Genomic DNA, 13972 nt, shown 5'->3' with positions numbered 1-13972 from the left:
ACGGCAGGCCCCGCCGACCGATTGCAAGCGGTCGGCGGGGCCATTGTGGCTCTTGACAGCGGATTGGGTCATATGAGCGAGCGAGTCCCTGCCGTGGCAAGGTGTCGCGAAAGAGGAGCGCCGCGTACTTCTGTACGCAAGCGACGGTTTGAGCGGCAGATTGCCCGGCAGGGGCTCGCGCAGCGTCGACTCGTTACGCGGTTTGGTAAAACCGCGTAACCTTGGCCCTATCCCATAGTTAGTTCTGCGAGAAAAAGGGGAACTGCCTCGGATCCACCGGCGGATGCGGCATCGGACCACCCTGGGGACTACCTTGCGAGCCGCCCTGACCGCCCATCATCTTATCGATGGCGTCCTGAACCTCGCCCTCGAACTTTTTCATTCCCTCATGCAAACGACGCTGACCGTCCTCAGAGCGCAGCTCCTCCATCTGCTCGGGCGAAATACCCAGTAGCTCGCCCAGCACGCCCATCATCTCGTTTCGCACGCGCTCGCTCGTATCCTCGTCAGCAAAACGGCGCACCTCGGCGCGCGCCAGCGAATCGACCGTCATACGCTCCTTGCCGTTAAGCCCCAGGTCGGACCACGCGAGCATATACGGCCAGGCACGCTCGGCAAACGAACGGGCCGAGACGATCGGCGCCGTCGGCAGCATGCGGCGGGCGGCCTCGCCCTGACGCACGAGCATCAGCAGCAGCGAGCAGGCCTCAGGCTTGCCAGCGGCCATCGGGATGTCGTCGAAGGGTCGGCTGCGGTCCACGTGCGCCTCGAGCGCGCCATCGACCTCACCCGGCTCAAGCCCGCCGAGCAGCTGTGCCGCGCGGTCGAGCATATCGACCGGACCATCGAGCGTCGAGAGCGCCTGCGCCAACACTCGCTCCATGCAGTCTTCCACCGCGTTGAGCGTCACGAGCTCTTGGGGCACCACGGCAGACGTGCGGTTGCGCACACGCGCCACAAACTCAAGCGTCGACAGGCACACATCGCCAAACGGCGCAAAGTCGCCCTGGTAGCCGCCGCAAAGCGCCGGCGCCGCCAGCGCGTACTCGGTTTTGGACAGCGGGCTCAGCGTCATCGCACCCAGCTCGAGCGCCGTGTCCTCCAGCATGAGGCCCAGCGTGCGCGAGCGCAGACGCTCGGAATCGCCCGCCGACACGTCGCGATCGAGCACACGCGCCGCATCCGGTGCATCGCGCTCGACGGTGCGAATGTGCAAACGCTCGGCGATGGCGCGGACGGCGGCACAGCGGGCAGCCTCGGCCTCTTCCTGCGCCGGCGTAAAGATACGGTTGCGCCCCAGCACCAGGCCAATCACATTGCGCGGGCCCAGAGCGTCGACGGCCAGCGCCGCCAGCAGGGACGACGGCAAGTCACCCTCGAGTGCCACCACAGCACGCGACGCACCGCGGGCTCGGGCGTTGTCGCGCACGGCGAGCACCAGCGCCTGCCACAGCCACTCCTCGGAACGGAACTCGGGCAGTTCGTGATCTTCCAGGGCATCGAGCATCACGCCGCGCTGAATCTCCTGAACCAGGAGGCTCTCCTCAAAACACGGCGCCTGGGCCACCACGCGACCGCAGTCGTCGAGCACAAACGAACCGCCGGTATACACCGACTCGTCATAGGCGCCGACCGGCGCCATGCAGGCAAACCACACGCTGCGCTTGGATGCGATCTTGCGGTAGGCGCCGCTGCGAACGGCGGCAATGGCGGCAGTCTCGCGGTCGGTCATGTCAAACGCGTTGAATTGGAAATACGCAATGAGGTCGACGCCGGTCGGCAACATCTCGAGCTCGCGGTCCAAGTCAAAAATCACGGCGATGCGCACGCCGTCCACGTCGAACACCGGCGGCGCCCAACGCGTGTCGTTGTTCTCGCCACGCTGCAAGGCAATGCTCGAACGCGCCGGCACCACATGACCGTCCTTGAGCATCATGTAGTCGAGCAGCGGCTGGCCTTCAAACGAAACCGCCGCGGGCACGATGCAGATCATGTCAAGCTCCTGGATACGCTCGGCGACACCAGTCAAGCCGGCAAGCATGTCGTGCTCAAAGTCGGCAGCGCCCACCAGGCCACCGGGCATGGCGCCCATAAAGAGCGGAGCTGGAACGCACAGCACGCGCGCTCCGCGCTCGTGGGCCAGACGAGCCTGGTCCTCGATGCGGCCGCAAATGCCCTCAATATCACCCAGGCGCATATCGATCTGTGCAAGCGCGAGCTTCATGGCCCAGCCCTTTCCGTCGTAAACCATCGAAATCGTAGTAAAAGCGCCGGCCGCATAATGCAGTCGGCGCTTGCATGTGCATATGCTAGCTATGATACCCCGAGCGGGGGCGCGCTCCTAGAATGTCGCGGACCACAGCCCGTGCAGGTTGCAGTAGGCATAGACGGTACCGGTCTTGGAGCCGCCCGCGAAAAACGTCGCGGGTTTCATGCCGGGCTCAAGGTAATGGACCTCTAAGCGGCCCTCGGCCTCAAGGGCGATCCACTCAATGTAGTGCTCGGGCAGGCTGGGGTGCTCGACCGAGCCAACGCGTGCGCGGATTACGTGACCGTCGCGCTCGGTCTCGACAACAGGCACGTGCTTCTCGTGCGCCGCATCCTCAGTGTTTGCGGTCAGTTCCGTGCAACCGGCAGGAGTCGCAACGTCGTCGCCAAGGGCAGCGATGAGCTTACCGTCGGGGTCCTTAAAGAATTTCGCCATGATGTTCTCCTTTGCTGATGTGCCAATGTTCTTGATGGTTCTTATGCCCAAAGGCAGACAAACCATCCACGGCATTGCAAATGAACACATAACGGGCGGGGACGATGGGACAGCGTGTGCCATCCGCCCTGACGGCCCCACCCGAGCGGGTTAGCGACCGTCGCCGCCGAGCAGCGCCAGAACATCCTCGCGCGTGAACAGTGCCGACGAGATGCCGTCGCCGCCGAGCACGCTGTTGACCAGGTCGCGCTTGGACTCCTGCATCTGCATAATGCGTTCCTCGATCGTGTCCTTGGCGATGAGCTTGTACACGGTCACGGCATGTTGCTGGCCAATACGGTGTGCACGGTCAGTCGCTTGGTCCTGCGCCGCCACGTTCCACCACGGGTCGTAGTGAATGACCACGTCGGCAGCCGTCAGGTTAAGGCCCACGCCACCCGCCTTGAGCGAAATCAAAAAGACCGGAACCTCGCCCGCTTGGAACTGCGCGACCATCTTGGCGCGGCTCTCCTTAGACGAAGCGCCCGTGAGCTTAAGGAAGGCGATGTCCTCCTTGGCCAAGCGCTTACCGATGATATCGAGCATACCCGTAAACTGGCTGAACAACAGGATGCGATGCCCGCCGTCGCGCGCGCCGTGCACGAGCTCCATGCACGTATCGAGTTTGGCGCTCCCCGCCTTGTAATCCTCGTAGTGCAGACGCGGGTCGCAGCAGATCTGGCGCAGCTTGGTGAGCTCGGCGAGCACCTTGAGCTTGTCTTTCTTAAACTCGGATGCCTCGCGGTGCTGCACCTGCTGGGCGATGCGGTCCTGGTTTGCCAGGTAAAGCTTGCGCTGCTCGCCGGTGAGCTGCGCCATGACCGTATCCTCGATCTTCTCGGGCAGGTCGGCCACCACGTCTTCCTTGACACGGCGCAGCACAAACGGCGACACGAGCGCTTGCAGGCGGGCGGCACTGTCGCCCTCGGCATGCTCGACCGGGCTTTCGAAGCGCTTTGCAAACGATTCACGCGTGCCCAGCAGGCCCGGCATCAAAAAGTCGAAGATGCTCCAGAGTTCGGATAGGCGGTTTTCGATGGGCGTGCCCGTCAGGGCAAAGCGCACGCCGGCCGGCAGGCGCTTGGTGGCACGTGCCACCTGGGTGAGTGGGTTTTTAATGTACTGGGCCTCGTCGAGCACCACGCGGGCAAAATCCTGCCCGGCGTACTCATCGATATCGCGGCGCATAAGGTCATACGACGTCACGACCACGTTATGCTCAGCCGCGCCGGCAATCTGCACGCGACGCTGCGCCTTGGCGCCCACGATTGCGCAAACATCGAGCGAGGGCGCAAAGCGCTCCAGCTCGGCAGTCCAGTTGTACACGAGTGAGGCCGGGCATACCACGAGCGTGGGCTTGGTGTCCCCCGCCTCCACGCGCGCCAGGATATGCGCGATCATCTGGAGCGTTTTGCCCAGGCCCATGTCGTCGGCCAAGATGCCGCCAAGGCCCAGGTGTTCGAGCGAGCCGAGCCACTGGTATCCGTCGACCTGGTAGCCGCGCAGTGTGGCCTTGAGCGAGACCGGCACCGTAAAGTCCATCTTGCCGAGCGTGTCCAGGCGCTCGACGGTACGGCGGAACGCAGCGTCGCGATCGGCCTCGAGCGCGGGCGTGCGCGCGAGCATGCTATCGACGAACAGGGTGCTCGACGCGGGAAGCGACACGCCGTCGAACAGGTCGACAGCATCGACCCCCAGATCCTCGGCAAGGCCAAACGCGGCTCGGGCGCCCTCGTCCAGGCGAACGATGTCGCCCGACGTGAGGCGCGCAAACGTCTGGTGGCGCTTGTACGAGTCCAGATAGATGGCAAGATCTGCCGCCGAAAGACCGCTCGCGCCCAGTTCGACATCGAGCAGGTTGCTCTTGACGGTCGCGTGCACCGAAAGCTTGGGCGCAGGGCGCACCGAGATCTGGCGTAGGCGGTCGCTGAGCATGACCTCGCCCAGCTCGGACAGGGCAGACAGGCCCTCGGTCAGCAAGTGGAACAGGCTCTCGTCGTCGCGCTCCTCAAACGCCAGGCCGCCCTCGTAAAAGTCGAAATACAGGGCCGCCGTATCCATAACGCGAAACTCTGCTATCTCGTCGCGCGGAGGTACGCCCGGGCGCTGTTCTTCGAAGGGGCTTCCCGGAGCGCCCAGGCTAAAGAGATCTGCCGACCAATCACCGTAGGCAACCGTAATCTTGCAGGTCACAAGCCCGTCGTCGACACCGATTGCCATGGCAAAGCTCGGCTCGGGCGCCACGGTGTCGAGCACGGCGGGAGCGGTGAGGTCAGTGTATTCGCGCAGCACGGGCAGTGCCATGCGGCAGAATTCGCCCACCTGCTCGGCGGCGATATGGACCGGCGTGCGACAGGGCAGCAGACGCGACAGAAACGGTGCGGCATGCTGGGCAAACGCCGCATCGGCGCGGCGCGCGCGGTGCGTGTCGACCAGATAGGCAACGTCGCCCGAGGCAAAGCAGTACATATCGGCGGGCAGGCGCAAGTCGTAGCTGCCACCGGCCGCCGGCGCGATCTTGGCGGCAAGGAGCGGCGGTTGTTTTGCCGAGACCTCGTCCTCCCCCACCGGCGACAACTCAACCGCCACCTCGTAGGAACGATGCGTCGTCGTTCCCCGCGACCAGGCGGGCTCAAAGGAAATGGTCCGGCCACGCAGCAGGTCCAGCATGTATACGATGTCGTGCTCGGACAGCGGCAGCTGGCGCTCGGCGACAAAGCCGCTGCGTGCAAAATCGTACGACGCCGAACGCGAACTCGTGATGTCGCTCAGATACACAACCGTTGCCACAACAAGGTCGAGCAGACGCACCGAAACCTCGTCAAAGGCCTCGGGCGTATGAAGGAATGTGAGCTTTTTGCCGTACGAGAACGTGCCGCCGCGCACGTAGGCGGCGGCCATGCCGTCGATATCCTTGACCACGTAGGACACCGAGCCGCAGCGGATGCGAAGCTCGAGCGCCCAGCTAAAGCGGTCGGCAAACAGCGGATTGTAGTACGGCACCAGCGAGGGCTCCAATACCGCCTTGGGGGCATCAGGGTCGACAGTGCCGGCGAGCTTGCGGCGCATGCCCGCCAACTCATCCATGCGCGCGTCCGAAAGATCGGAGAGCGCCTTCATGAGGCTCGGGCTCGTGGGAACTGGCGCCGGGAAGGGAAAGTTAGGGTTGACCGCCGGTGCGGCAGACGCAGGACGCGCGGCTTGCTTGGGCGCCGCCGTAAACGTGCGGACCGGCGTGCGCAGCCCCTCAACAGGCTCAATGCCGCTGGCGTCCAGGTACGCTAGCGCCGTGGCGATGGCGTGCTTGCACATGCCGGGGTAGCGATAGGCAGCGGGGCAATCGCAGTCGTAGTCGATCACCTCGTGCTCGTCCATGTCGAGCGCCACGTGCGTCTTGTACAGGTCACCGCGCGAGCCGCGCACTGAGCCCTCAACCGTCACGTTCTTGGAGAAGCGCGAGCCGCTGTCCTCGATCGACAGCACGGCGCCGTTGAGCATGAGCGAGCGGCCCTTCATAAAGGTGCCGCTCAGCGCCGCCTCTTTCCGGAGCGCCTGCACAAACGTCCCCTGCGCCATCACTTCCTCCAATCTCGCACCGAGTACCTCTCAGCAACGCCGTCCCTAGATAACCGTCACGCGGCCCTGGTTGCCCACAATGGCCTTGGCCTCGGCCAGCAGCGGAATCGAGCGCGCGTTGACCTTGGCAGGCACCTCGGCGCGCAGTACGCGCCCGTCCACCTGCTCGATAAAGATCTCCACGCGGTCGCCGCCCGGGTTAGCGGTGAGCACCGTGGCCAGGCGCGCCATATTGCCCTGGCTAAAGCGGCTGTTGGGCACCATGACCTCAAACACCTTGGGCTTGTTGTTCTCCTCGTTGAGCTCCAGCGGCACGATCTCCTGCGCGATAATCTGGTCGCCGCGGTCCGAGCGCTCGAGCTTGCCCTTAATGCGCACAAAGGCGTCGGACAGCTGCGCGCCGGTCTCGGGATCGACCTCGCCGTACAGATACCCCTCGGCCTCTTTATAGGTCTTGGGGAACACGACGACGGTGGCCTCGCCTTCCATGTCCTCGAGCTGCACGATGCCCATGGGGTCGCCGTTTTTGGTCACGCGCTTGGACACGCTCGAGACCATGCCGGCCCACCACAGCGCCTTGCCCTCGGGAATCTCCTGGTTGATGGTGCCGCCCGTAGGATTCTGAACTTCGTAGCCGGTGTCGATCTGCGAGAACGAAAAGTCGCGCGCTTTGCTGAGCGCATACTCAAACGGGCGCAGCGGATGGTCCGAGACATAGATGCCCAGAACCTCCTTCTCCTGGCTCAGCTTAAGGTGGCGGTCCCATTCCTGGCCGTCCGGATCGGGCACGCTGACCTCGAAACCCGAGCCCTCAACATCACCAAACATGTCGAAGAACGAAGTCTGGCCGCTCGCGCGGTCCTTCTGGCGCTTTATCGCGGCGTCGATGATGTTCTCGGGGTTGTTCTTGTCCACAAAGTGCATCATCTGGCGGCGCGGATAGCCCGTGGAGTCGAAGGCACCTGCCTTGATCAGCGATTCGATCACGCGGCGGTTGGCCTGGCTCGAGTCCACGCGCTCAACAAAGTCGTGCAGCGTCTTAAACGGACCGCCTGCCTCGCGCTCAGCGATAATCGCCTGCGCCACGCCGGTGCCCACGCCTCGAATACCGGCCAGACCAAAGCGCACGCCCTCCTTGGTAGCCGTGAACTCGGTGCCGGACTCGTTGACATCTGGCGACAGCACGGGGATGCCGTCGTGACGGCACGCCGAGACGTAGTGCACGATCTTGTCGGTCTTGCCCGTATAGGACGTCAGAACGGCCGCCATGTACTCGTGTGGATAGTGCGCCTTGAGCCACGCCGTCTGCATAACCAGGATGGCGTAGCCGGCGGAGTGCGACTTGTTGAAGGCGTAAGATGCGAACTCGAGAACATCGTCCCAAATCTTCTGGGCGACCTCGCGCGTGTAGTTGTTCTTGATAGCGCCGTTCATCCAGTGGTCGTAGGTGGTCTCGTCCGAGCCATCCTCCCAGTGGAGCACCGTCGACGTGAGCAGCTTGATCTTCTTCTTAGCCACGGGCTTACGGATACGCGAGTCCGATTCGCCCTTGGAGAAGCCGCACATCTCGACGGAGATGAGCATAACCTGCTCCTGGTAGACCATGGTGCCGTAGGTTTCACCCAGGATGTCGTCCAGACGGTCGTCGTAGGAGACGGCCGGCTCCTTGCCGTTCATACGGTTGATGTAGGACGAAACCATGCCGGCGCCCAGCGGGCCCGGGCGGTACAGGGCGATCAATGCCACGACGTGCTTGTACTCGGTGGGCTTCATGTTCTTGATCGTGGCCGTCATGCCGGCGGACTCGACCTGGAAGACGCCGGCAGTGTGGCCGGAGCCCATGAGCTTAAAGATCTCGGGATCGTCAAAGGGAATCTCTTCCTCTTTGATGTCGATGCCGAAGTTCTTCTTGATGTTTGCTTTGGCCTTGGAGATAACCGTCAGCGTACGCAGGCCCAGGAAGTCCATCTTGAGCAGGCCCATGTCGGCAACGGTATGGCCCTCGTACTGGGTAATCTCGACGCCGCCCTTAGTATCGAGCTTGGTGGGCACGTGCTCGTTGACGGGGTCGCGGCAGATCAGAACGGCGCACGCGTGCACACCCTCGCCACGGGTGAGGCCCTCAATCGAGAGCGCCGTGTCGATGATGCGGCGGGCGTCGTCGTCCTTTTTATAGGCCTCGGCAAAATCGGGGTTAAACAAATCCTCTTTGCCGGGTTGTTTGTCGAGCACCTGCTTGAGCTTGACCTTGGGGTCGCTCGAGACCATCTTGGACAGGCGCTGGCCCATGTAGACCGGGTAGTCCAGGACGCGCGCGGCATCATTGATGGCCTGCTTGGCCTTGATGGTCGAGTAGGTGATGACGTGGGTGACCTTCTCGGGGCCGTAGAGCTGGCGAACGTGCTCCACGACCTCGAGGCGCCGCTCATCGTCGAAGTCCATATCGATATCGGGCATCTCGGTACGCTGCGGGGAGAGGAACCTCTCAAACATCAGGCCGTTCTCGAGCGGGTCGAACGCGGTGATGTTCATGGCGTAGGCGACGATAGCGCCGGCGGCAGAACCACGGCCGGGGCCGACGCCGATGCCGTTGTCCTTGGCCCATTGCACGTACTCGGCAACGATCAAGAAGTAGGCGGCAAAGCCCTTGTCGCAGATGACCTTGTATTCGTACTCAAAGCGCTCTTTGATGTTGACTCCGCCGATCTCGCGCGTGGCCCAGTCGTCACCGTAGTGCTGGCGCAGGCCCTTCTCGCACTCGCGGCGGAACTGGCTCTCGTGCGTCTCGCCGGGATCGAGCAACGGGAAGCGCGGCAGGATGATGGAGTCCCAGTCGAGCTCCACGTAGCACTTGTCGGCAATCTCGAGCGTGTTGTCGCAGGCCTCGGGGCAATACGGGAACATCGCCCGCATCTCCTCCTCGGTCTTCATGTAAAACTCCGAGCCGGTCATGCGCATGCGGTTGGGGTCGTCGACTTTGGCGTTCATGCCGATGCACATGATGACGTCCTGCACGGGCGCGTCCTCGCGGCGCAGGTAGTGGAAGTCGTTGGTGGCGATGACCTTGACGCCCACCTGTTTGGCGATGTCGATGAGCGTGCGGTCCATCTGCTCGTCGGTCAGGCCGTTGTCGGTGGTAATGCCGTGTTCCTGGATCTCGATATAAAAGTCGCCGGGGTCGAAGGTGTCGCGGAAGGTCTCGGCCCACTTGATGGCGCCCTCCATGTCACCGCGGTCGATGTACTTGGGGATGATGCCCGCGATGCAGGCGCTCGTGCAGATCATACCCTTGGCATGGCGGCGCAGGTTGTCGAGCGTCACGCGCGGCTTGTAGTAAAAGCCCTGCACGGCCGCCTCGGAGACCGTCTGCATCAGGTTGACGTAGCCCTCCTGGTCCTTGGCCAGAAGGATCATGTGGTAGAGCTCGGGCTTGTGGTCGCGGGCGAGCGTCTCGTCCGGCGTAAAGTAAACCTCGCAGCCAAAGATGGGCTTGATGACCAGGGGCGGTTTGAGCTCGTCGATATTGCCCTTCTCGTCCCACATGGCCATGTCCTTCACATACTGGGCATGCTCGCGCGGGTTTGCCTCGGGGTCGGGCTCCACCAGCTCGTCGCGGCGGTCCTTTTCCAAGAAGGCCTTGTCGTGGCTCCAGGTTTTGTACTCGGGCGTGTTGTGATTGACGGCGTCGCAGGCCAGCGCCAGGTCGGGCACGCCATACATGTAGCCGTGGTCGGTAATGGCCACGGCGGGCATGCCCAGCTCAACAGCGCGGTTGACCATATCCTGGATACGGGTTGCGCCGTCGAGCATGGAGAAGACAGTGTGATTGTGCAGATGGACGAATGCCATGTGATGAGCTCCGATGCGGGTTCGTGTTCTGACTGAACGATTTTACCGCACGGCACGGACAGCACCCGAACCTAGCCAAACCCACACGGCTCCTCTTGCAGTTGCGGTGAAATAGTTCCCGCTTGGGCCATCTGGGCCGCAATACAGGAACTATTCCACCGCAAGTTATCTGAGGGCTAGAAGTTGTAGGTGACCACTTGAGGTTCGGCGGGTTCGACGAAGAGGGTCGGATCCGGCTGCTCCACGCGGACGAACTTGACCGTCACCGTCTCAACGCCCGCCTTGTGCAACACGTCGGCGTAGACGCGCGCCTGCAGGGCGTGCTTCTCGAGCAGCCGGTCGGGTGTCTCATCCGGCGTGCCACCCGTCTTGTAATCGATGACCAGTGCGCGCGACGGATCGGCCGGATCGGTGGCCAGTGCATCGATGGCGCCCTCGGCATAGGCACCGTAGCGGGCGATGTCCTCGTCCTCGCAGCCCAGCGAGAAGAACGGCACCTCGGCACGGATGCACGGCCACGCGAGCAGCTCGGCACGAACCGACGACTTGAGCCAGCGATCCAGAGCGACATCGAAGCGCTGGCGCTGCTCCGGCGTCAGGCGCCACAGACGCGTCAGCGCATCGGCGCGCGCAGCGGGCAACGCATCGGCACCCATCTCGATGAGCCACTGGCAGGCGGCGTGGAAGGCCGAGCCCAGCGCCATGGGATTGCCGGCGGGCTCGACAGCAGCCACGTCCGCATCCGTCATCTCGGAACCATCCGACTCGGCATCATCGCCGGACTCGTCCATGGGCACGCGCGTCTCGGCGGCACGGTCCTCGGCCTCGGCATGCAGCGCCGCGGCAATCGACGAATAGCTGTACGAATCACGCGCCGGATACGGACAGATGCCCATGCGCACGCCCACTGCCTGGGGATACACAAGCTCAAACGAATCGGGCTTGGAATCGGCAGGACCAGGCACAGTTGAGTGCGCAGCATTATCGGCGACATCGGTATCGCCACGAACAAGCCTGCCCTCGGCATCCAGCGAAGCGTTAGCCTCAAACGCCTGCTCGCCAAAGGTAAAGTCCGCGAGCGAAATGAGCTCGTAGTCGCCCGGCCGGGAGTTGTCGAACACCAGGCGGTCGGCATCGAGCTGCGGCATGTCCAGAGCGTCGGTCGGCAGAATACGGCGCAGCACGTCATAGGTCAGATCGGTCTCGACGTCGAAGGTCGGCGCCGTCACCTTGCCACGGCTCACGCCGGCATCCATCGCCAAGATCACCAGCTCGCGCGCACGCGTCATGGCAACGTAGAGCAAGCGGGCCCGCTCCTCGAGCGAAAGCCGCAGGTCGTCGTTGCGCAGGCGAGCAAATGCCTCGGCGGGAGAACCCGTCGCACAGACGTCCTCCATGAGCTCCGGCGGCAGCCACAGCGACGTGCCCTTGCCCTTAAACGCATGCTCAAACTGCTTTTTGACGTCGTCGCCCTTCACAAAGGTACCATCGGCGAGCTTAACGCCGTCGAAGCGTGCCGGCAGTGCCACGACCTGTGCTCCGCCCTCGACGCGACCCATCTGTGCCGCACCCGAGGACTTACGCACGCCAAAGCACTCGGCGACCGCCACGACCGGATATTCCAAACCCTTGGAGGCATGGACCGTCATGATGCGCACCGCGCCGTCGCCCTCCTCGTTGAGGGCACCCGGGGCCTCCTTGCCCGCCAAGAAACGGTCGAAGGCCAGCGCGATGGAACGCGGCGAATTGCCGAACTCGGCCTCCGCCTCGGCCACGGCATCGAGCGCCTTGAGCACGTTGGCGGCAATGGCCTTGCCCTCGGGACCACGCTGCGCCAGACGCACAAACCAGCCCGAAGCGTTGACCACGTCGCGCGCGATGGCGGCGAACGAATCGCGGCCCACGCGACGAAGCGCATAACGCAGCACCTCGCGGGCGCGCGTCACGAGCGGCAGGTCCTGCAGGCCCGGCGCATCGGAATCGCTCATGATGCCCGCATCGATGTTGCGGCGCGAGGTCTCCCCCGTCTCGCTATCGAGCTTGGTCGCCAGCGCCAGGAACTCCTGGACGCCGAGCGCAAACATCGGCGAGGCCAGCAACGGCATGAGGCCCTGCGCCGTATCGGCCGGATTGGCGAGCGCGCAGACCAGGGCGCGCACCGTCTGCACCTCGGCTGCCTGGGCAAAGACCGAACCACCCGCGATGACGCAGTCGAGCCCCTGGTCGCGGAAGGCCTGGGCGTAGACGTCGGCATTGGTCATGCGGCCCAGCAGCAGCACCATGCCGCCCTGGGGCTGGCCGGCATCGGCAAGCGCGCGGAATCGCTCGGCGATCGCACGGGCCTTGGCCTGTGTGCGCTCCTGCGTGCTGCCGCCGGCAACAAAGAGGGCCTGGCGACGCGAGGCGTCTGCCACCAGCGTGTCCTTGCGTCCGTCACTCGCCTCAAGGTCCAAAAAGCCCTGCATCAGGCCGCCGTCATCGCCGTCGAAGACGCGTGCCACATAACGCAGTACCTCGTCATGGCTGCGGAAGTTGCGCACGAGCTTGACGAGCTCGCCGGCGGGGGTGTCGGTCACGGCAGTCGCCTCGGGCGCGGCAGACGAGCCCACCTTGCGCTCCTGGCGATGGAATACCTCGACCTCGGCGCCACGGAAGCGGTAGATCGACTGCTGCGCATCGCCCACGGTGCACAGCGCGCGCTCCCCCGCGCCCGTCAGATAGCGAATCAAATCGACCTGCATCTGATCGGTATCCTGGAACTCATCGATCATGACCATCTTAAAGCGGCCCTCGTACGCAGCACGGATGGCTGGGTAATCGCGCAGGGCCTCGTAGGCCATACGCAGCAGGTCGTTATTATCGAGGGCGGACTGGGCAGCCTTCAATGCGCGATACTCGGCCTCGACGGAACGGGCCAGGCCCACCAGCGCATCGAGCGCCGGGCCACCGCAGGCAAGCACGATATTGATAAACGCATCGGCGGCCTCGGCCTTGAGCAGCTCGACCTGCTCCTTGGGGAATGCCTTGCTCGCGCGCGGCATGGTGCACGACATCATGAGTCGCGCCGCATCCTCCATGGTTTTGCCACTCGCCTCAAACGCGTCGATGGCATCGAGCGCCGTCTGCGCCTTCTCGGTCGCGGCCTTGCTTGCGCCTAGCGCCGCGCGATAGGCATCGGCGAGTGCCGAGGTATCGGCCTGGCCGCGCGCCACGCGCGCGTCGTCCATACCGCCCGGCAACTGGCTCGACAGCTCCAGCAGGTCGCGCACCAGACCCTTGATGGTCGTACCGCCGCCAAAGGAACCGCCCTCGCCCGCCATGGGATACCAGGCATAGAGGGCCTTGAGCGATGCCGCGAGCTCGGGGGCGGCATCGGGTGCCGTCGCGCGACCCAGCACATGCTCAACAGCCTGGTCCATGAGCTCGTCGGTATCGGTGAGCACCGTGAACTCGGGGTCGATGCCCAGCTCCAGCGCGTGCGCGCGCAGGATACGCGAGCACATGCCGTGAATGGTCGAGATCCACGCGTCGTCGACGGTCAGTGCTTCCTCGTCCATGCCCTCGTCGATAAGCGCACGGCGCACGCGGTCGCGAATCTCGGCCGCGGCATCTTTGGTAAAGGTAATGGCGAGCACCTGGTCCAGATGCTCAACGAACGGACCGGATTCGGGCGAGAGCGCATAGACGATGCGGCGCGTGAGGGTAAAGGTCTTACCCGAACCGGCGCCCGCCGAGACAAACAGCGGGCGGTCGAGCGTTTTGACAATCTGCAGCTGTTGCGGCATCAAAGTCGAAAGATCCATG

At 63.9% G+C, this 13972-nt stretch carries 5 protein-coding genes; all 5 read right to left on the bottom strand.

Features of this window, described 5'->3' with window-relative positions; genetic code table 11:
• Window positions 1–238 precede the first annotated feature (238 nt).
• The 5 genes from GPK39_RS05170 to GPK39_RS05150 all read right to left on the bottom strand — a co-directional run bounded on the left by GPK39_RS05170 (window position 239) and on the right by GPK39_RS05150 (window position 13971).
• Window positions 239–2224, bottom strand: a complete 1986-nt coding sequence (locus GPK39_RS05170; protein WP_215674154.1) for an NAD(+) synthetase — start codon at window positions 2222–2224, stop codon at window positions 239–241.
• 117 nt (window positions 2225–2341) lie between these two features.
• Window positions 2342–2704 carry a desulfoferrodoxin family protein gene (locus GPK39_RS05165; protein WP_055285739.1) on the bottom strand — a complete coding sequence of 121 codons (363 nt, stop codon included), beginning with the start codon at window positions 2702–2704 and terminating at the stop codon, window positions 2342–2344.
• 150 nt (window positions 2705–2854) lie between these two features.
• Complete coding sequence (locus GPK39_RS05160; RefSeq protein WP_215674153.1) at window positions 2855–6319, bottom strand: DEAD/DEAH box helicase; 3465 nt, start codon at window positions 6317–6319, stop codon at window positions 2855–2857.
• Window positions 6320–6364: 45 nt separating this feature from the next.
• Window positions 6365–10168 (bottom strand): DNA polymerase III subunit alpha, encoded by a 3804-nt coding sequence (dnaE, locus tag GPK39_RS05155; RefSeq protein ID WP_215674151.1) that lies wholly within the window; start codon window positions 10166–10168, stop codon window positions 6365–6367.
• Between the two features lie 176 nt (window positions 10169–10344).
• Window positions 10345–13971, bottom strand: coding sequence for a UvrD-helicase domain-containing protein (locus tag GPK39_RS05150; protein ID WP_215674149.1), 3627 nt, complete (start codon window positions 13969–13971; stop codon window positions 10345–10347).
• Between the last annotated feature and the right edge of the window lies 1 nt (window position 13972).

This window comes from Collinsella aerofaciens, from assembly GCF_018785245.1.
Lineage (GTDB): Bacteria > Actinomycetota > Coriobacteriia > Coriobacteriales > Coriobacteriaceae > Collinsella > Collinsella aerofaciens_AD.
This window is presented reverse-complemented; position numbering and strand designations above follow the sequence as displayed.

Bases quoted from the DNA above. Each gene is read 5' to 3' on its own strand.
- GPK39_RS05170 (WP_215674154.1), bottom strand. From the start codon at position 2,224: ATGAAGCTCGCGCTTGCACAGATCGATATGCGCCTGGGTGATATTGAG.
- GPK39_RS05165 (WP_055285739.1), bottom strand. From the start codon at position 2,704: ATGGCGAAATTCTTTAAGGACCCCGACGGTAAGCTCATCGCTGCCCTT.
- GPK39_RS05160 (WP_215674153.1), bottom strand. From the start codon at position 6,319: ATGGCGCAGGGGACGTTTGTGCAGGCGCTCCGGAAAGAGGCGGCGCTG.
- dnaE (WP_215674151.1), bottom strand. From the start codon at position 10,168: ATGGCATTCGTCCATCTGCACAATCACACTGTCTTCTCCATGCTCGAC.
- GPK39_RS05150 (WP_215674149.1), bottom strand. From the start codon at position 13,971: ATGGATCTTTCGACTTTGATGCCGCAACAGCTGCAGATTGTCAAAACG.